This is a genomic window from Azospirillum thiophilum (genome assembly GCF_001305595.1).
GTDB lineage: Bacteria > Pseudomonadota > Alphaproteobacteria > Azospirillales > Azospirillaceae > Azospirillum > Azospirillum thiophilum.
Map to the genome: position 1 here is coordinate 1,662,042 of NZ_CP012401.1, position 17,653 is coordinate 1,679,694.

The following is a 17,653-nucleotide window of genomic DNA, read 5'->3' on the forward strand; positions in this document are numbered from 1 at the left end:
CTGGACCGAAATCCGGATTCAAAGCCCTGGTTTTAAAGGTAGATGGCGGCGCCGGCCCCGGTGTTGACGCTGGAGTCCTTCAGCGTCTCGACGATGAAGGCGACCTGGTCCCTGGTGATCTTGCGGTGCAGCGGCAGGGCCAGCACGCGGTCGGCCGTCTTGGTGCAGACCGGGCAGGCATGGCGGCCGGCGCCCTGGTTGCCCAACCGCTCGATGTAATATTGCTGGGTGTGCAGCGGCTGGCCGTAGTCGCTGGCGTCGACGTCGTGGGTGTCCAGATCCTCGATGATCGACCGGCGTCCCGACGCGGTGAAGCGGGTGCCGAGATGGACGCAATAGACCATCGGGTTGACCACCTCCGCCCCCGGACCGCGGTAGGGCGGCTTGATCCCCTCGAAACTCGCCATTGCCGTGTCGTAATAGGCGATGACCAGATTGCGGCGGGTCAGGATTTCCGGCAGCCGCTTCAACTGCACCAGCGCCAGCGCGGCGTTCAGGTCGCTCATCCCGGCCTGCCAGGGCAGGGTCCGGGTGATGACGACGGTGTTGCGGTGCTCCGTCTCGCGCCGGCGCATGTAGCGCAGCCGGTGGGCGAGGTCGCCGTCGTCGGTGACGATCATGCCGCCTTCGCCGGCCAGCAGCACGCCCGGCTCGGAAAAGTCGAAGACCGCGGCGTCGCCGAACGTCCCGACCATCCGCCCCTTGTAGACCGAGCCGATCGCTTCGCTCGAATCCTCCAGCAGGATCAGCCCTTTGGCGTCGACCAGCGCGCGCAGCTCGTCCCAATGGGCGGGGTGGCCGTTGACGTTGCCGGCCAGGATCGCCTTGGTCTTCGCCGATACCAGCGACGCCGCCTTTTCCGGATTGATCGTGTGCTGCCAGTAATCGATGTCGACCAGCACCGGGATGGCGCCGGCCAGCGCGACCGCATGCTGGACCTGATGCCAGCCGAAGGGGCTGCACAGCACCTCGTCCCCCTCGCCGATGCCGTACCCCTTCAGCATCAGCAGCGTGGCGGCGGTGCCGCTGGACACCGCCACCGCGTGGGCACGCCCGACATAGGCGGCGAAGGCGCTCTCGAATGCCCGCACCATCCGGCCGTCGCTCAGGCCCCCCGACGACAGCACGCGGCCCAGGATCTCGACCTCGGCGCCTGAGATGTCGGGGTCGGTCAGCGGGATGTAGTCGTCGAGCGCATCATCATCCGATGAGGCGTCCAACAAGGCGTCCGGTTCGATCGTGGCGGCGGCGCTGCTCATTCACTCGTCCTCGTCCCGTTGGGCGATCACGATGCCGGTCGCCAGATCCGGCTTGTCGGTGATGAGCCAGCAATGGTTGTTGCCGTCCACCAGATGCAGGTCGAAGCCCGCTCCTTCCCGGAAGGGGTCTTCCGCCATCACCGCGGCCATGGCGCCGGTGACGGTCTTCAGATCCGGGTTCGCCTCGCGGACGCCGCGGACCACGCCGTCGAGGTTGAGGCCGTCGGCGAACAGCCGGCCGGCCAGCGTGGCGATGCTGTCGATGCGTTCGGACGATAGGGCCATCGGTGTCACTCCGTGCCGCGTTTCTTGGCTTCGACGGTGATGGGCAGGCGGGTGTCCGCCGGCAACTCCGGCAGGTCGAGCGTCCAGCCGTTGGCGACCTTGACCCAGCCGCCCCACAGTTCCGGCTTTTCCATCTCGACGATGGGTTCCTCCAGATCCTTCTTGGCGACGTAGATCGTGTACTGCTCGGCCACCTTGCGGATCATCACCTTCATAACCGACACTCCAGCCTGTTGTTCTGATTGTATTTTTTGTGTCAAGCAGCCACCAGCCGCGCATGCAGCGCCGGCATTTCCGACAGCACGGCGTCGATCTCGGCGGCGGTGGTGTAGCGGCCGAGCGAGAAGCGCAGGCTCGCCGCCGCCTCCGCCCCGCTCAGCCCCATGGCGGTCAGCACATGGCTCGGCTCGTTTCCGCCGGAGGAGCAGGCGGCGCCCATCGATACCGCGATGCCGGCCCGGTCGAGCCGCATCAGCAACTCCTCGGCATCGACCGGGCGGCCATGGCCGTCGGTGAAGCGGATGCTGCTGGTGTTGGGCAGCCGCGCCGCGCCGGCACCGTTGACCGCCGCGCCAGGCCAGCGGGCGAGGATGCCCTGTTCCAGCCGGTCGCGCAGGAAGGCGGTCAGGTCGCCCTCGTCCAGCCACAGGGCGGCCAGCGAGGCGGCGGCGCCGAAGCCGACGATGCCCGGCACATTCTCCGTCCCGCCGCGGCGGCGGCGTTCCTGATGGCCGTGGATCAGCGCATGGAAGGGGGCGCCCTTGCGGACATAGAGCGCACCGACGCCCTTCGGCCCGTGCATCTTGTGGGCGGACAGCGTCAGGTAGTCGGCGATGCCGCAATCGACCCGCAACCGGCCGGCCGCCTGCACCGCGTCGGTGTGGAACAGCGCGCCATGGGCATGGGCGATGGCCGACGCGCCTTCGACCGGCATCAGCACCCCGGTCTCGTTGTTGGCCCACATCATGGAGACCAGCGCCGTCGCCTCCGTCACCACGGCGGCCAGATCGACCAGCGAGGGCACGCCGTCACGGTTCACCGGCAGGATGGTGGTCCGCCAGCCGCGTTGGCGCAGGTCGTCGAACAGGGCCAGCGTCGCCGGATGCTCCACCGCGGTGGTCACGATGTGGTCGCGGCGGTGGTCGGTCTCCTCGATGACGCGAAGCGCGCCCAGGATGGCCGCATGTGTCGCCTCGGTGGCGCTGCCGGTCATCACCATGTCGGCGGGCCTGGCGCCGATCAGCGCCGCCACTTGCGCCTTCGCCTCGCTCACCACGCGGCGGGCGGCCATGCCGGGGGAGTGGGGGCTGGACGGGTTGGCGAACTCGCCGAACAGGTGCGGCAGCATCGCCTCGCGCACCTCGGGCGCCAGTGCGGTGGTGGCGTTGTTGTCGAGATAGACCGTCATTCCATCACCCCCGGCACGCCGCGGCGCGACCCGTCCGCCGGGGCGATCTCCTCCTCCAGGCAGCCGACGACGGTGCCGCCGGGGAATTCGACCAGATAGACCGGCAGGCTGCCCTCCTCGGTGCGGCCGACGCGGACGATGGTGCCGGGCGTGCCCTTGGGCGCCAGCAGCGCGCCGTCCGGCACCTGCGGATGGCTGCCGTCGTTGAACAGGTCCTCCTGTACCGTGACCCGCAGGCCCCAGTCGTACAGCGGTTCCCGCGGCGGGATGAAACCGGGCTTCTGGACGGTTTCGACGTCGGACATCGCGGAGGCTCCTTCAGCGTGGGGACCGGGGGTGGGAATGAGGCGGTGCGTTCACTGCGGGTCGTTGCAACGGGCGTCGACCACCTCCAGCTCGCGCGCCCGCATGCCGACGACGACCCGCTTTTCGTAAAAATCGACGGCGTAGATGTAATACATCTGCAGGTAGGTGCCGACGGAGATGACGTAGCCGACATCGCCCTCGCGGATCAGGAAATCGCCGACCGGCCGGCCCGGATAGGTGCCGTCGTTGCGCACGTCGCGCAGCGCCCGCACCTTGAACCCCTGTTCCAGTACCGGCGGGCCGACCAGTTCGTTGGCGTCCTCGGCGCTGCGGGCCCGCTCGCGGCGGTAAGGGGCGGCTGTTTCGGTGGTCATGGCGCTGGCGCTCCGTCTCTTGGGTGGCCGCTAGAGGGGCGGAAGGTCGTTGGCGATGGCGAGGCCGGCGGCACGCTGGCGGGCGATGGCGCGAACCTCCTCCTCGGGATCATCGGCCAGCGGGCCGAGTTGGGCGGTGTCGATGCGCCCGGCGACGGCGAGGCGGACCATCCAGTCGGGGTCGGGCACCAGCACATGCAGCTTGGACGGCGGCAGCCGCTGCGCCACCACCAGCCGGACCCGCGGGCTGTCGTCCCAGGCCAGGCTGGGCAGCCAGTCCATGGCGAGCCGGCGGGCGACCTCGACCCGCACCTCCGGATCCTCGTCATGCATCATCGCCGGCAGCATGCCGTCTGGAATGCGGCGAACGACGCGCAGGCGGACCGAACAGTCGGCGTCGCGCATCAGCGGGGCGAGGTCGGCATCCTCCAGCCGGGAGGCGACGGCGATCCGCACTTCGCGGTCGGGATCGTCGCGCAGCTTCAGCAGCAGCCGGCGCGGCAGCCGGCGGGCCAGGACCGAGCGGACCGTCTCGTCCGGGTCGTTCATCAGCCGGGGGATTTGGAAGATCGGGGCGAAGCGCGCGGCATTGGCCCGCACCTCGAAATAGGGATGGTCGAGATGGTCCGCCGACAGGTCGGGGTTCCATTCGAAGAAGCGCTGGATCCGCTTGGCATAGCGGTCGTGGACGCAGGCCTTCGTCAGCAGGCAACGGCCCGGCAGCTTGGCGCCGGGAGCCGGGATGGTGCCGTCGTCCAGGCGGCGGTCGCGGTGGGCGCAGGCGGTGCAATCGACCGGTTCGCCGCGCCAGTCCAGCGTTTCGAGGATGTCGTCGCTCATGCGCCGGCCTCCTCGGGATCGAGCGCGCGTTCCTGCTCGTGCCGGTCGGCGACGGCGATCAGGCGGGCGGCGCCGAAGCGGTCGTCGGGGTCCAACTCGCAGACCTTGCCCAGCGCCTTGCGCCCGGCATCCAGCCGTCCGGTGCGCAGCAGCAGATAGCCGATGGCGACCAGGGCGAACAGGAACAGGCGGGGCGGCGGCTCCAGCCCGCGGAAATCGGCGGCGGCCGGGGTCACGGCGCGCCAATCGGCGTGATTGATGCCCAGCGCGGCCATGGCGTGGCCGATCATGCGCTCGCCATAGACCAGCGCCTGGTCCAGGTTGGCCTTGTAGAAGTGGAACTTGTAATGGCCGAGATCGACCAGCCGGTGGCCGGGTGCGGCCTCGGCCGCGCGGGCGAGATGGGCGAGCGCCGCCTCGCCGTCGGCATAGCTGGCCGCGGCCAGATGCAGGCAGCGCTCCGCCTCGGGCGGAAGATCCCCGCCGTAGTAGCGGCGGGCCAGCCAGTCCTCATCCACCTCGTCCAGCATGGCGGCGCTCCATGGTCTTTCCCTCTCCCATCCAGGGGTGGGAGAGGGAAAATCGGGTCGTCACGCCGGGACGCAGCAGTCGGCCGGGCAGACGGCTGCGCATTGCGGGCTGTCGAACTGGCCCTGGCACTCGGTGCATTTGGCCGGGTCGATGACGTAGGTGCCCTTCTTCAGGCTGATGGCGATGTTCGGGCACTCGGCCTCGCAGGCGCCGCAGACGGTGCATTCGGCGGACTTGATCTTGTAGGCCATGGCTCTCTCCTTCGATGAAATGACGGTTGGGGATGGCTGTGGTTGGGGAAGGGTCAGGCGCGCCTTGCGGTCAGCGCGCCGGTACGGATCACCGCATCCTGGCCGGCGCGCGACTGGACGACGCCCTGGCCGAGGCGCTCGGCATAGTCCTTGAAGTAGGCCAGCGCCGATTCCTCGATGTAGTCGAAGGCGAAGCGGTCGACCGGCTCGATCCCGGCATCGGCCAGCGACTTGGACGGGCAGCCGCCGATCTTGGCGACGAACACCGCGGTGCAATCGTTGATAGCCGCCAGCACGCCGTCCAACGTGTCGACGTCGCCCGATCCGCCTTCGCAATACTGGTCGACGCGGCGATGGCCGACGAACTTGGCGCCGTTCGGGCCGACCTCGTAGATCTGGAATTCCTTGGCGTGGCCGAAATGTTCGTTGATGCGCTCGCCGCCCTTGGTGGCGACGGCGATCAGGATCGGATCGACCGCGAAGCCGATGCTCTCCTGGACGTCGGCCTGGGCCGCGGCCTTGGAGGCGTTGCGGCCGGCACGCTCGGCCTCGACATGCTCGCGGTAGGTGCGGCGGGCCTCGTCGTCATAGTCGGCGATGCCCATCGCCTCGATCTTGTCGGCGGTGAATTCGTCGCCACGGTCCTCGCCGAGCAGGCCGACGGCGTCGGCACGGCACTGGCGGCAATGGCGCATCAGCTTGGCCCCGCCCTCGCAGGCGTCCTGCACCACCTTCAGTTCCTGCGCCGTCGGGCCGCGCTGGCCGTTCAGGCCGAAATACGTGCCGTGCGCCGGGTCGGAAATCAGCGGCATGATGTTGTGCAGGAAGGCGCCGCGCGACTTGACCGCCTTGTTCACTTCCAGCAGGTGTTCGTCGTTGACCCCGGGGATCATGACGGAATTCACCTTCACCAGGATGCCGCGCGAGGTCAGCATCTCCAGACCCAGCATCTGCTGTTCATGCAGGATCTTGGCGGCGTCCAGCCCGGTCCAGCGCTTGTGCTTGTAGAAGATCCAGGGATAGATCTGCGCCCCGACCTCGGGATCGACCATGTTGATGGTGATGGTGACGTGGTCGATGTTGTACTGGGCGATGGTGTCCACCTGTTCGGGCAGGGCCAGCCCGTTGGTGGACAGGCACAGCTTCAGGTCCGGCGCTTTCTTCTGCAGCATCTCGAAGGTGGCGAAGGTGTTCTTCCCGGCGGCGGCCAGGCTGTCGCCCGGACCGGCGATGCCGATGACCGACAGCTGCGGAATTTCCTGGGCGACCGCGAGGATCTTCTTCAGCGCCTGATCGGGGGTCAGCTTCTCGGAAACCACGCCCGGCCGGCTCTCGTTCGAGCAATCATATTTCCGGTTGCAGTAGTTGCACTGGATGTTGCAGGCCGGGGCGACCGCGACATGCATGCGGGCGAAGTAATGGTGCGCCTCTTCGGAATAGCAGGGGTGGTTCTTCACCTTCTCCCACACTGCCGGATCCATGTCGGCCGGACCGTCGGACGATCCGCAGGACGACGACGAACAGCCGGACGCCCCCTCGGGCGCGGTCGGCATCGTCTCGGGCGGGGCCAACTGCCCCAGACCGAAGATGCTGTCGAGCGAAACCACGTTGCTCATCATCCACTCCTTCCCTGCCGTGCCGGACGACACCGTTGGACGAAGGAAGGAAGAGCAAATTCGGGGCCAGTCTGAGGAACTCAGCCATTTCAAAGGCTTGCTGTGGATTGTCAGCCGTCCGGACGCTGTCGTCATTGCGACAATGGCGGGAGCGGCTGCGAGCATTGTCGGGACGGCTGTCGGGGAGTCGACAAGATCGCTGGGGCCGGATCCCGTCAGGCCAGCTCACCGCGGAAGGCGATGACATGGTCCTGGCTTTCGTCCTGCGCCTCCGCCCCGAAGCCGATCAGGCCGCTGCCGACCAGTTTGGTCGAATCGCGCCGCAGAACCACCGGCGGCGACCCGCCGCTGCGGATGAAGGTGCCGTTGGTGGAATGGTCGGTCAGCAGGAAGCTCTCGCGGGTGAAGTCGATCACCGCATGCTGGCGCGAGGTCTGGCGCGAGGCGATGCGCAGGCCGCTGCTGTCCTCCCGCCCGATGGTGACGCGGGGAAGCGCCCGGCTCATCGCGATCTCCTGCCCGCGGTAGGACAGATGCAGCGTCACCATGGCATCGCCGGCATCCGTCGCCATCGAAAAGCCCAGCGTGGTGCTCTCGACGGCGTCTTCGGTATCGTCGTCGGTGCGGATCTGGTGGACACGGATCGGTGCCGCCTTGCCCTTCATCGCGACATTGCTCAGCGGCTTGGTCCGGTTGCGCAGGTCGGGCGACAGGCCGGAGACCAGCGCCTGGGTCGCCAGGATTTCGCCGGCCCGCGCGATCTGCTGCACCCGTGCCGCCACGTTGCAGGCGTCGCCATAGAGGTCGCCCACCACCCCCTCGATCACCGTGCCGTAATGGATGCCGACGCGCAGCCGCAGCCCGTGCCGGTCCTGGGTGTCGATCATCGCGCAGGCGGCGCGAACACTGTCGTCGCAGACCGGGAAAGCGGCCAGCAAGCCGTCGCCCAGGCTCTTGATCACGCCGCCGCGGTTGTCCTCCACCAGATGCCGGAGATGCGCCAGCACCTGCTGCGTCTGCGCGGCGGCGGCGGCGTTGCCGATGCGCTCGTACAACATCGTGCTGTCCGCGATGTCGACGAACATCAGGGCGAGTGGCTTCTCAAGCGAGGGCAAGACGGGGATCCGTTCGACCGGGGGAACTGCCATCGAACCGAAGGCCCGCAAGGGTAACACGAATTCGGGGCGTGGTGCGACGGGAGTGGTCGCCAGCGGTGGAGCGCCGGCTGCCTCCTAGAATCTCTTGATCTCGATATTGTACTTGCGCAGGGCGTAACTGACCTGGCGGGTGGTCATGCCCAGCAGGCGGGCGGCCTTGGCCTGGACCCAGCCGGTACGCTCCATCGCCCAGACCAGACGGTCGCGCAAGGGGCCCGACTCCGGCTCGTCGAGGGGCAGGTCGACGGCTGCGGTGCCGGCCGGCGCCGGCTGCGGCGCAGGGGCGGAGGGAATCGGCGGAGCGGACGCGGTCGGCTGTGGTGCGGGCAAGGGGGCGATGGCGTCCGGCGCCAGCGGCTTGGACGCGCTGCAACCCGGCGTCGGCCCGGCGGAACAGCCGGACGCGCAGGCCGGCCATTGCGCCCCGTTGGCAGGGGCGGGCACCGCCGGAGGCATGGCGGCGCCGTTCGATCCTGCCGGCTGCGGCCGGGCGAAGGATGGATTGCCCGGCGTCGGGGAGGGTGTCGTCGCGGTGCCGCTCATCGACGGAGCCAGCCCGCCGACCGCCGCACCCATCGTGCGGTATTGGAACAGGACCGACGAGTTGCACAGGTTCATGCTGCAGGACAGGTCGGGAACGCGGATGGTGCCGTTGCGGCATTGTGTCGCGGCGCGCTCGATGCAGTTCTCCAGCTCGCGCACGTTGCCGGGCCAGGTGCAGCGGTTCAGCACCTCCAGCGCGTCATGGTCGATGTCCAGGTTCAGCCCGTTGTCGCGGCCGAACTTGCCGACGAAATGCTTGGCCAGCATCGCGATGTCGCCGCGCCGCTCGCGCAGCGGCGGCAGATGGATGGTCACCACGTTGATGCGGAAATACAGATCGGCGCGGAACTTGCCGTGACCGACCGCCTCCTCCAGGTTCAGGTTGGTGGCGCAGATCAGGCGGACGTCGGTCTTGATCGTCTTCGACCCGCCGACCCGCTCGAACTCCTGTTCCTGCAGCACGCGCAGCAACTTGGCCTGGAAGTTGGAGGAGATGTCGCCGATCTCGTCCAGGAACAGCGTGCCGCCGGACGCCAGCTCGAACCGGCCCTTGTGGTCCTTCTGCGCGCCGGTGAAGGATCCCTTCTCGTGGCCGAACAGCTCCGATTCCAGCAGCGATTCCGGAAGGGCGGCGCAGTTCACCCGGATGAAGGGGGCGTCCTTGCGCGGCGACAGGTTGTGGATGGCGCGGGCGATCAGTTCCTTGCCGGTGCCGCTCTCGCCGCGGATCAGCACGGTCGACTTGAAGGGCGCCACCCGGTGCACCTGGGCCAGCACGTCGACCATGTTGGGGCTGGTGCAGACGACGTCGTTGACCGGCGCCACCACCGGCCGCAGCTCCTTCTGGACACGGAAGGTTTCGCGCATCATGAAGCGGCGCTCTTCCGCAACGGTGCGGTGCAGGCGCACGGTCTGGCCGATCAGGTTGGCGACCATGGTCAGGAAGCGCACATCGGCGCCGAAATGGCCGCTCGGCCCTTCGTCGGAGATGCGGTCGATGGTCAGCACGCCGATGACGCTCCCAGCGGCCTTGATCGGCACGCCGACCAGCGAGGCCACCTGCTCGTCCAAATCGTCGCGCCCGCCGGAGCGGTTGTTGAACAGCGGCTCTTCGGCCAGATTTGGGACCACCGCCGGCATGCCGGTCTTCAGGATGCGGCCGCTGATGCCTTCGCCCTGGTTGTAGTCGATCTCCTGTGCCGGCGACCCCTTGGGCAGCCCATGCGCGGCGACGAGCCGCAGCGCCGCGTCCTCGCCCTGGAGATAGACTCGGCCCCGATGCATCTGCAACTGGTACGACAGCGCCCGCAGCACTTCGCGCAGGGTCTGCTCCAGATCCAGCGATGATCCGAGGATCTTGCTGACCTCGTAGATCGTCAGCAGCTCAAGGCTGGAGGATGAGGCGGATTGGGCGGCACTCGGCATGATCGATCCCCTCGCTCGGCTGTGGACCCGGGCCGGCGCTTGGTCCGGACGGCTCGGCCCGGACGCAGCGGCAGATCGGCTCCCGGCTTCGGCGCCTTGATCCGTTCCCCCAAGATCGCGGCTGCCGTTGATCCGGCAACCTTATTGGGCCCGCATGTTTTCGGGCATTTTCACGGGTCGAGCGTGGCCGCACTGTCTGTTCGTACGCTACCGGCCGGTGGAAAGTGTCTGTGACTGCTCGCGGAAAGGCAAGACTTTTTGCATAGGTTCCGCTGCGTTGCACAATGACCTTCGCCGTTGGAGGCGGGGTGGGTTTCATGGTAATTACCGACCGGTCAGTCAGTAAAAGGGCCGCCCAATGCCCGATTTCGATTCCGCTTCCGATCCGGCCATCAAGCCGCACCGCCGCCGGCGAAAGGATGCCCGTCCGCAGGAAATCGTTGCCGCGGCGACCGACATCTTCGCCGAACGCGGCTTCGCAGCCGCAAGGCTGGAGGAGATCGCAGCGCGCGCCGGCATCGGCAAGGGCACGCTCTACCTCTATTTCCCCAGCAAGGAGGATCTGTTCAAGGCGGTGGTCCGCACCGCCATCCTGCCCAATCTGGAACAGGCCGAGGCATTGGCCGCGGCGGGGGAGGGACCCGCATTCCCGGTGCTGGAGCGGCTGTTGCGCATGGTGGCGCAACTGATCGCCACGACGCGGGCGGCGACCATTCCGCGGCTGGTGATCGCGGAGGCCGGCAATTTTCCCGAGCTCGCCGCCTTTTACCATCGCGAGGTGATCCGCCGAGGCTTCGGTGTGCTGGCCGGCCTGCTTCGGCGGGGGATCGGGCAGGGGGAATTCCGCCCGGTCGAGATCGACCATGGCGTCCGGCTGATCGTGGCACCGCTGCTGATGAGCGCGGTATGGCGCGGCACCTTCGACGGTCTCGACGGAGCGGCGCCGCTGGATGTGCCGGCCCTGGTCGAAACCCACATCGACCACCTGCGCCGGGTGCTGCTGCAGGACGATGCGGGGGAGGGTGTGCCATGAGCGGCTTTCCGGACTGGCTGGCGGCGCTGGCCCTGGCCGTGGGGCTGCCCTTCGGCGGCGCCGGGCCGCCGCCGCTCGCACATGGCTATGTCGAGGGCGAGTATCTGCGCATCGCCGCGCCCAGCGCCGGCACCTTGGAAAGCCTGTCGGTCGGCCGTGGCGCGCAGGTGGCGGCGGGGACACCGCTGTTCGCCATCGACCGTGCCACCGCCCGCGCCGAGCGCGACCGTCTGGCCGCGGCGCTGGCCCAGGCACGGGCGCAGCAGGCGGACCTCGCCACCGGCAAGCGGCCGCAGGAGGTGGCGGTGCTGGCGGCGCAGAAGGCGCGTGCCGAGGCGGCGCTGCGCTATTCCTCCGCCGAACTGGCCCGTCAGCGTGAACTGGTCGCCCGCAGGGTCAGCTCTCCTGACAAGCTCGACCAGGCGCTGGCGGCCTATGATCGCGACCGCGGCCAGTTGGCCGAGGCCGAGGCGCAATTGGACGTCGCCGCGCTGGCGGCCCGGCCGGAGCAGCGCCGGGCCGCCGACGAGGTTGTGACCCAGGCGGAAGCGGCGCTGGTCCAGGCAGACCGCCGGCTGGCCGATCTGGCGCCCGCCGCTCCGGTCGCGGGGCTGGTCGAAGACACGCTCTACAATCCAGGCGAATGGGTGCCGGCCGGCTCCCCCGTCGTCTCGCTGCTGCCGCCGGAGCGGGTGAAGCTGGTCCTGTTCGTGGCGGAGACCGCCATGGCCGGGCTGGTGCCGGGGACGGAGCTGGCGGTGCGCTGCGACGGCTGTCCGCCGGGCCTGTCGGCGCGGGTCACCCGCATCGCCTCCCAGGCCGAATACACGCCGCCGGTGATCTACAGCGTAGGCAGCCGTGAGAAGCTGGTCTTCCGGGTGGAGGCCGCGCCCGGCCAGCCGCTGAACCCCGGCCTGCCGGTCGATGTCTGGCCGGTCGATCTCCAGCCGGTGGGGATGGACCGTTGACCGCCGCGGACGCCCCGGCGATCGACGTGCGCGGGCTGGTCAAGCGCTTCGGCAGCAAGACCGTGGTCGACAACGTGTCGATCCGGGTCGAGACGGGGGAGATCTACGGCTTCCTCGGTCCCAACGGGTCGGGCAAGACCACGACGATCCGCCTGCTGTGCGGGCTGCTGACCCCGGATGCGGGAGAGGGAAGCTGCCTCGGCCTGGACATCCGGCGGCAGAGCGCGGCGATCAAGCGCCAAGTCGGTTACATGACCCAGAAATTCAGCTTCTGGGACGATCTGAGCATCACCGAGAATCTTGACTTCGTCGCACGCATGTACGGCCTGTCCGACCGTCGCCGCCGGGTGGCGGATGCGCTGGACCGGCTTGGGCTCGCCAACCGCCGCAAACAGCTGGCCGGCGAATTGTCCGGCGGATGGAAACAGCGCCTGGCGCTGGCCGCCTGCATCCTGCACGAGCCGAAGCTGCTGCTGCTCGACGAGCCGACGGCCGGCGTCGATCCCAAGGCGCGGCGGGAATTCTGGGACGAGATCCACCGGCTGGCCGGGGAGGGGCTGACCGTGCTGGTCAGCACGCATTACATGGACGAGGCGGAACGCTGCCACCGCATCGCCTACATCGCCTACGGCGCGCTGATGGTGGATGGACCGATCGAGCGGGTGATCGCCGAGTCCGGCCTGCACACCCGTCTGGTCAGCGGCAACGGCCTGCACCGCATCGCCGCCGCGCTGGAAGGCCGGCCGGGGGTGGAGATGGTCGCGGTCTTCGGCAGCCGCCTGCATATCAGCGGCACCGACGCCGCCGCGCTGGACCGGGCGCTTGCTCCCTGGCTCGGCCAGCCGGACCTGCGGATCACCATGACGGACCCGACGCTGGAAGACGTCTTCATCCACCTGATGAACCGCAGCACCGACAATTTCCGCTGACGGGAAGCCAAGGCGGAAGGGCTCACCTGCCGGGCATCACTCCTTGATGGCGGAGGTCACACCGGTGTTCTTGTTCCACTTCAGGGTCAGCTTGGAGATCTTGCAGAGGTCGAGGGCCTCCCAGACGGCGGTCTCACCGTCGTCATAGGCGACCTTCATGTCCCATTTGCAGGTCTTCTCGCCCTTGCCGAAGGATACTTCGAAATACTCGCCGTCGTTCAGGACGTCACGGCCGAGGATGTCTTCGTCCCAGCTGTCGCTCTTCGCCTCCGATACGTAGATATGCTTCAGCGGATAGCCGGTCTTGTTGACGATGGTGAAGTCCTGGTCCCCGGCGAGCGCGGCGCCATGCATCAGAAACAGCGAGGACGCAAAAAGAAGGGCCTTCGCAGCGACGTGCTTCAAGATAGTCTCCGTTTGGGAAAAACAGTTTGTGGCGAATTCTGGGCATCGCAATCGATATACGTCAATAGTCGAGATATCCGGAATATTAGATACGACCCTGAACGATTATTTCTTTCGTATGAAAGAAATAAACTGCCGAGAGTCTCTCGTTTCGCGTGAATGGTCTCCACATCCGGCCGCGTTCAGGTTTCAATCCGTCGATCTTGCCGGCGCGGCCAACCTCGAGGCGGCCTCGTAGGGAAGGTGAACGGGGTGCCGGGGGTTGGGGGAAGGCCGTTCGGCGGTTGCAAGAGGCCAATGGTCGCAAGCGCTTGACGCGTCGGGAACTTTGTCGCGGCGCACAAGATGTGGTACATGATGGGCACCGGCCTTCGGGGCCGGCCAGGATCATGACCAAAGTTCTGGACCGCAGCCGGTCCCGTTCCGGGGCGGTCCCAAATCCAGGGGAAGGAACAACGCATGTCGGGATTCAAGGACGCGCCGCCGGATGACCGTTCGGAGCTGACGCCGGAACAGGAAAGCGCCATCCGCATCGTCGCCAACAACCTGCATCGCCTGAACGACGCCGTCGTCAAGGCGGTCGAGGCCGGCGTGACGGTCGAGCTGATGCGCACCGCCCGCTACCACAATGAAACCGGCAACTGGGGCGACCAGCTGACCCCGGTGATCCGTCCCGGCAAGTGACCGGCATCCGCCGCACCGGTCGGTGATGTACGGAAAAGGCCGTCGCCCGTCCAGCGGGCGGCGGCCTTTTTTCGTATGCCGACAAAATTCCGCAGATGACGGAAGACAGGGTGGCGGGAAGCCGCGGAGCGAACAAGTTACCTGGGCATTCCGCTTTCGATGCGAGGCCCAGCCATGCCGTCACCCGACCCAGATCGGCGCGCAGCCGCATACCGTGACCGGGGCGATCCCCGGACCGACCGAACTGCCCAGCCGGAGGCCGGAAACCAGCCGCCGACGCCGGGCGAACTGAACGCGATGTGGCGCATGCATCGCCTGGAGTCGCCAACCTTCGACGATTTGACGCGCGGCCTGTGCCTGGGCCTGGTCTGGTGCATGGCCTTGTGGACGCCGATGTTCATCAGCGCCCTGGCCTGAACGGGGAGCCGGCTGCCTTCGATGGCGGCCGGTCACAAGCCGGGGTCGCGATTGCCGGGGAGTTGCTCATGCGCTTCCTGTCTTGTCCGGACCCTCGCCCGGGCCGGCCAGGGCGCGGATGCGCGCGGCCAACTGGTCGGGTGTGAAGGGCTTCGCCAGCACCGACGCGGTGTCGGCCCCCATGCTCGCCAGCGACTCCGGGCTGTAGCCGGAGGCCAGCAGCACCCGCAGGGCCGGCCAGCGCTCGCGGATGCGCCGGGCGAGGTCGATGCCCGATACGCCGTGTGGCATGACCACGTCCGAGACCACAAGATCGAAGTCCTGGTCGGCCTCCAGCAGGTCCAGCGCGGCGACGCCATGCTCGGCGGTCTCCACGATGAAGCCATCCTCGGTCAGCCCCTCGACCGTTGCCATCAGGACCAGTGCGTTGTCCTCCACCACCAGGATGCGCAGTGGCCGGCGTTCCATCACCGGTTCGACCGTGGCGGGGACTGCCGGGATCGGCCGGGCCTCGGTCAGCGGCAGATCGATGCAGACCCGCGTGCCGGCGCCGGGCCGGCTGTCGATGGTGGCGTTGCCGCCCGACTGGCGGGCGAAGCCGTAGACCATCGACAGGCCCAGCCCGGTGCCCTTGCCCACGCCCTTGGTGGTGAAGAAGGGGTCGAAGGCGCGCTCCATCACCTCCGGCGGCATGCCGGCGCCGGTATCCGACACGGCGATCCTTGCGGTCCGCGGTTCCGGACCAAGGGCCGCGGCGATGCGGATACGCCCGCCGCCGGCCATGGCGTCGCGGGCGTTCAGCACCAGATTCAGCACCGCCATTTCCAACTGCACCGGATCGACGGCGACCGCCATCGGCACCGGCGCGATGTCCCAGTCCAGCGCGATGTCGGCGCGGACGGACCGTTCCAGCAGATCGCCCATCCGCCGCAGGCTGTCGCCGAGGTCGACCACTGACAGGTTCACCGCCTCCTGCCGCGAGAAGGACAGCAGTTGCCGTGTCAGCTTCTCCGCCCGTTCAAGCGCGGTGTTGGCGCCGGCCAGGAAGCGCTGTCCCTCCGGCGGCAGGTGGCGGCCCAGCAGATGCATGTTCGCCAGCGCCGCGGTCAGCAGATTGTTGAAGTCGTGCGCGACTCCGCCGGTCAACTGCCCCAGCGCCTCCATCTTCTGGCTTTGGCGCAGCGCCTCCTCGAGCCTCTCGCGGTTGCGCACCTCTTCCGCCCATCGGCGGACGGCGCTGTCCTCCGACACGGCGCGGCCATAGGCCAGCCAGGCGATCAGCGCCAATGCCAGCGTCGCCGGTGCGACGAAGGCGGCGTCCAGCGCCATGTTGCGCAACCAGGCCTGCGTCACCTGCCTCTGGTCCAGGCCATAGACGACATAGACCGGGAAATCGCCGACACGTTTGTAGGCGAACACCCGCGACAGCCCCTGGATACCGCTGTTGTCGGTGCGGAAGACCCCTTCATCCGGCTGCTTGCGGATTTCTGCGCGCAGGCCGCGGTCGGCAGGAAGGGGATCCGGCATCTCCCAGCCGAGCGGCGGGTAGCGCATCAGCATCCGTCCATCGTCACGGAACAGCGTGATCGATTCGCCTTCGCTGCCAATGACCTTCCGGTAGAAGCTGGAGAAATACTCGGGATCGACCGTGGCGTTGATCACCCCGTCGAAGTCGCCGTCGGGCCCGCCGGGCCCGCTGCGGCGCCTGCCGATACCGAAGCTTGGTTTGCCGGTGACGGGGTCGGCGATCGGGCCGGCGACGGCCAGCCCGGCGTCGCGCTCCCGCTGTTCGTGGAAATCGGCACGGTCGCCGATATAAGTGGACTCCACCGGAAAGGTCAGGCTGGAATTGCGCATCGTTCCGTCGGGATCGATCAGCCCGATGGCGCCGATCTGCTCCAGTTCGCCTTCAAGTGTCCGCAGATAGCGGTGCAGAGTGTCCGATTCGGCGATCTCGCGCCAGCCGCGGCCGTGAATGCGCTCGTCCACACGGTCCAGCGCCTGCGCCATGGTGTCGAACACCTTCAGCATATGCTCGTGCAGGATCAGCGCGTTCTTGCGTCCACTCTGCTCGGCCTCCTCCTGCGCCTCCCACCGTTCGCGCCAGCCGATGCCGGCGAACAGCACCAGGGGCAGCGCCACCGATACCGCGAGCAGAAGGCGCAGCAGCCGCAGGGAGCCCCTGCGGTCGGTCCGGCTGTCGAGGCTGCGAAAGGGCATCGCCATCCAGTGCTTGAAAATCGAATCGGGCCGGCCTCGCATCGTGCCGGCGCTGCCGGCATCGATCCGGTCACCATGGCCGAAGCATCGAAGCGGGGGCAACTCCGACTTTCCGGCAGTGGCGATTTTGCCGACAGGACCGGCAGGCGCCGCTGCGGCCGGCGGCTCCTCGAACTGAGGTGGTTTTTCGGCAGAGGTTACGGATCGCAGGCGCAGGCACGGGGGAAGCGGCCCTCCGTCCATCGGCGGCGGCGGATGTCGGACCCGTCGTCGTTGGCGCGCGGCAGGCCGCAGGCGGCGCCGAGCCGGTCGCGCAGATGGTCGAGATGCGCATTGGTCAGGATGGCGACGCCGGCGAAGAACGGCTCGCGGCACCGGGTGGCGATCCGGCTGCAAAAGCCGGGAACCCAGCGCAACGGATGGCGATCGAGAAAGCGGACGGCGTCTGCCGGCCGGCCCCGGTCGAGCAGGAGGGCCAGCAGCGCCAGTTCAGCCGCGACATGGTCCTCGGGCAGCCGGTCCAGCGGCGGGCGCCGCAGGTCCCACTCCAACCCGGCGCGCCAGCACTGCAGAGAGGCGGCTGCATCGGGCCGCGCCCCTTCGTCGAGCCAGGGGGATTCCGTCGGACAGGCGCCCAGGTCGCCGCTGCGGTGGATGGCGGCGAAATCGGCGGCCAGTGGCACCAGGCTGCGGCGGGTGATCCGCTGCGGCAGGTCGCTCACCACCTCGTCGATCAGGGCCGCGGCCTGGATGGCGTCGTCGCGGTCGAGCGCCAGCGGGCCGCGGCTGACGGGAATCTTGCGCAGGGCAGCCAACAGGGATGGGGTAGGCTCCTCGGCCTGGAAGCGGACGAGATGGCGCAACGCCTCCGCCGCATCCGCAAAGGCCGGTTCGTCCGCACGGACGCGGGCATCCGGGATGGAGGGCTCGCCCCGGCAGGGCGGCAAGGCGGCCGTCTCGAGAACCGTGCTCTCCACGCTGTTCCTCCCGGCATTCGGGCCG

General features: G+C 68.2%; 20 protein-coding genes. 5 read left to right on the forward strand and 15 right to left on the reverse strand.

All coding sequences use genetic code 11. The features are described 5' to 3' along the window. Positions 1–32 precede the first annotated feature (32 nt). From AL072_RS07685 to nifA, 12 genes are all read right to left on the reverse strand, one after another. Positions 33–1,259, reverse strand: a complete 1,227-nt coding sequence (locus AL072_RS07685) for a DegT/DnrJ/EryC1/StrS family aminotransferase (protein ID WP_200909737.1) — start codon at positions 1,257–1,259, stop codon at positions 33–35. After that, positions 1,260–1,544 carry a hypothetical protein gene (locus AL072_RS07690; RefSeq protein ID WP_052709908.1) on the reverse strand — a complete coding sequence of 95 codons (285 nt, stop codon included), beginning with the start codon at positions 1,542–1,544 and terminating at the stop codon, positions 1,260–1,262. It abuts the gene before it with no gap. Positions 1,545–1,549: 5 nt separating this feature from the next. Then, positions 1,550–1,759, reverse strand: a complete 210-nt coding sequence (gene nifT / locus AL072_RS07695) for a putative nitrogen fixation protein NifT (RefSeq protein ID WP_045580823.1) — start codon at positions 1,757–1,759, stop codon at positions 1,550–1,552. A gap of 41 nt (positions 1,760–1,800) precedes the next feature. After that, positions 1,801–2,952: a cysteine desulfurase family protein gene (locus AL072_RS07700; RefSeq protein ID WP_045580822.1), complete on the reverse strand. Its 1,152-nt coding sequence runs from the start codon at positions 2,950–2,952 to the stop codon at positions 1,801–1,803. Continuing rightward, complete coding sequence (locus AL072_RS07705) at positions 2,949–3,257, reverse strand: nitrogen fixation protein NifZ (RefSeq protein ID WP_045580821.1); 309 nt, start codon at positions 3,255–3,257, stop codon at positions 2,949–2,951. The genes AL072_RS07700 and AL072_RS07705 overlap by 4 nt, the downstream gene beginning before the upstream one ends. Positions 3,258–3,308: 51 nt before the next feature. Next, complete coding sequence (locus AL072_RS07710; protein ID WP_045580820.1) at positions 3,309–3,632, reverse strand: nitrogen fixation protein NifZ; 324 nt, start codon at positions 3,630–3,632, stop codon at positions 3,309–3,311. Positions 3,633–3,662: 30 nt separating this feature from the next. Continuing rightward, the gene (locus tag AL072_RS07715; protein WP_045580819.1) at positions 3,663–4,472 is read right to left on the reverse strand and encodes a 4Fe4S-binding leucine-rich repeat protein; all 810 of its coding nucleotides are present in this window, start codon (positions 4,470–4,472) and stop codon (positions 3,663–3,665) included. Further along, a complete protein-coding gene (locus tag AL072_RS07720) occupies positions 4,469–5,002 on the reverse strand; it encodes a hypothetical protein (protein ID WP_045580818.1) in 534 nt (177 codons plus the stop codon). Before AL072_RS07720 ends, AL072_RS07715 begins: the two co-directional genes overlap by 4 nt. 60 nt (positions 5,003–5,062) lie before the next feature. Next, positions 5,063–5,254 (reverse strand): 4Fe-4S dicluster domain-containing protein, encoded by a 192-nt coding sequence (locus AL072_RS07725; RefSeq protein WP_014248512.1) that lies wholly within the window; start codon positions 5,252–5,254, stop codon positions 5,063–5,065. Between the two features lie 53 nt (positions 5,255–5,307). Then, the gene (gene nifB / locus AL072_RS07730; RefSeq protein ID WP_425388536.1) at positions 5,308–6,873 is read right to left on the reverse strand and encodes a nitrogenase cofactor biosynthesis protein NifB; all 1,566 of its coding nucleotides are present in this window, start codon (positions 6,871–6,873) and stop codon (positions 5,308–5,310) included. Between the two features lie 212 nt (positions 6,874–7,085). Then, a complete protein-coding gene (locus AL072_RS07735; protein ID WP_245636622.1) occupies positions 7,086–7,985 on the reverse strand; it encodes an adenylate/guanylate cyclase domain-containing protein in 900 nt (299 codons plus the stop codon). A 117-nt stretch (positions 7,986–8,102) separates the two neighbouring features. After that, entirely contained in the window at positions 8,103–9,995 is a 1,893-nt protein-coding gene (gene nifA, locus AL072_RS07740) for a nif-specific transcriptional activator NifA (protein ID WP_045580816.1), read from the reverse strand. 358 nt (positions 9,996–10,353) lie between these two features. Here nifA and AL072_RS07745 point away from each other — a divergent pair, with 358 nt between their 5' ends. The 3 genes from AL072_RS07745 to AL072_RS07755 are packed head-to-tail and all read left to right on the forward strand — an operon-like array spanning position 10,354 to position 12,925. Beyond that, positions 10,354–11,028: a TetR/AcrR family transcriptional regulator gene (locus AL072_RS07745; RefSeq protein WP_045580815.1), complete on the forward strand. Its 675-nt coding sequence runs from the start codon at positions 10,354–10,356 to the stop codon at positions 11,026–11,028. Next, positions 11,025–11,996, forward strand: coding sequence for an HlyD family secretion protein (locus AL072_RS07750; RefSeq protein ID WP_045580814.1), 972 nt, complete (start codon positions 11,025–11,027; stop codon positions 11,994–11,996). Before AL072_RS07745 ends, AL072_RS07750 begins: the two co-directional genes overlap by 4 nt. After that, positions 11,993–12,925, forward strand: a complete 933-nt coding sequence (locus tag AL072_RS07755; RefSeq protein WP_045580813.1) for an ABC transporter ATP-binding protein — start codon at positions 11,993–11,995, stop codon at positions 12,923–12,925. The genes AL072_RS07750 and AL072_RS07755 overlap by 4 nt, the downstream gene beginning before the upstream one ends. Positions 12,926–12,961: 36 nt before the next feature. On the opposite strand, the gene AL072_RS07760 is transcribed toward AL072_RS07755, so the two are convergent. Then, on the reverse strand, positions 12,962–13,330 hold the full coding sequence (locus tag AL072_RS07760; RefSeq protein ID WP_082108829.1) for a hypothetical protein: 369 nt from the start codon (positions 13,328–13,330) through the stop codon (positions 12,962–12,964). 459 nt (positions 13,331–13,789) lie between these two features. Here AL072_RS07760 and AL072_RS07765 point away from each other — a divergent pair, with 459 nt between their 5' ends. Together AL072_RS07765 and AL072_RS34215 are read left to right on the forward strand one after the other, a co-directional pair. Beyond that, positions 13,790–14,014, forward strand: a complete 225-nt coding sequence (locus AL072_RS07765; protein WP_042443767.1) for an SMc00767 family acetate metabolism repressor — start codon at positions 13,790–13,792, stop codon at positions 14,012–14,014. Positions 14,015–14,188: 174 nt separating this feature from the next. Further along, the gene (locus tag AL072_RS34215) at positions 14,189–14,431 is read left to right on the forward strand and encodes a hypothetical protein (RefSeq protein WP_144428171.1); all 243 of its coding nucleotides are present in this window, start codon (positions 14,189–14,191) and stop codon (positions 14,429–14,431) included. Between the two features lie 66 nt (positions 14,432–14,497). Here AL072_RS34215 and AL072_RS07770 read toward each other — a convergent pair whose 3' ends face one another. After that, positions 14,498–16,657, reverse strand: a complete 2,160-nt coding sequence (locus AL072_RS07770) for a hybrid sensor histidine kinase/response regulator (protein WP_245636623.1) — start codon at positions 16,655–16,657, stop codon at positions 14,498–14,500. 191 nt (positions 16,658–16,848) lie between these two features. Then, a complete protein-coding gene (locus AL072_RS07775) occupies positions 16,849–17,628 on the reverse strand; it encodes a molecular chaperone TorD family protein (RefSeq protein WP_245636624.1) in 780 nt (259 codons plus the stop codon). Positions 17,629–17,653 lie beyond the last annotated feature (25 nt).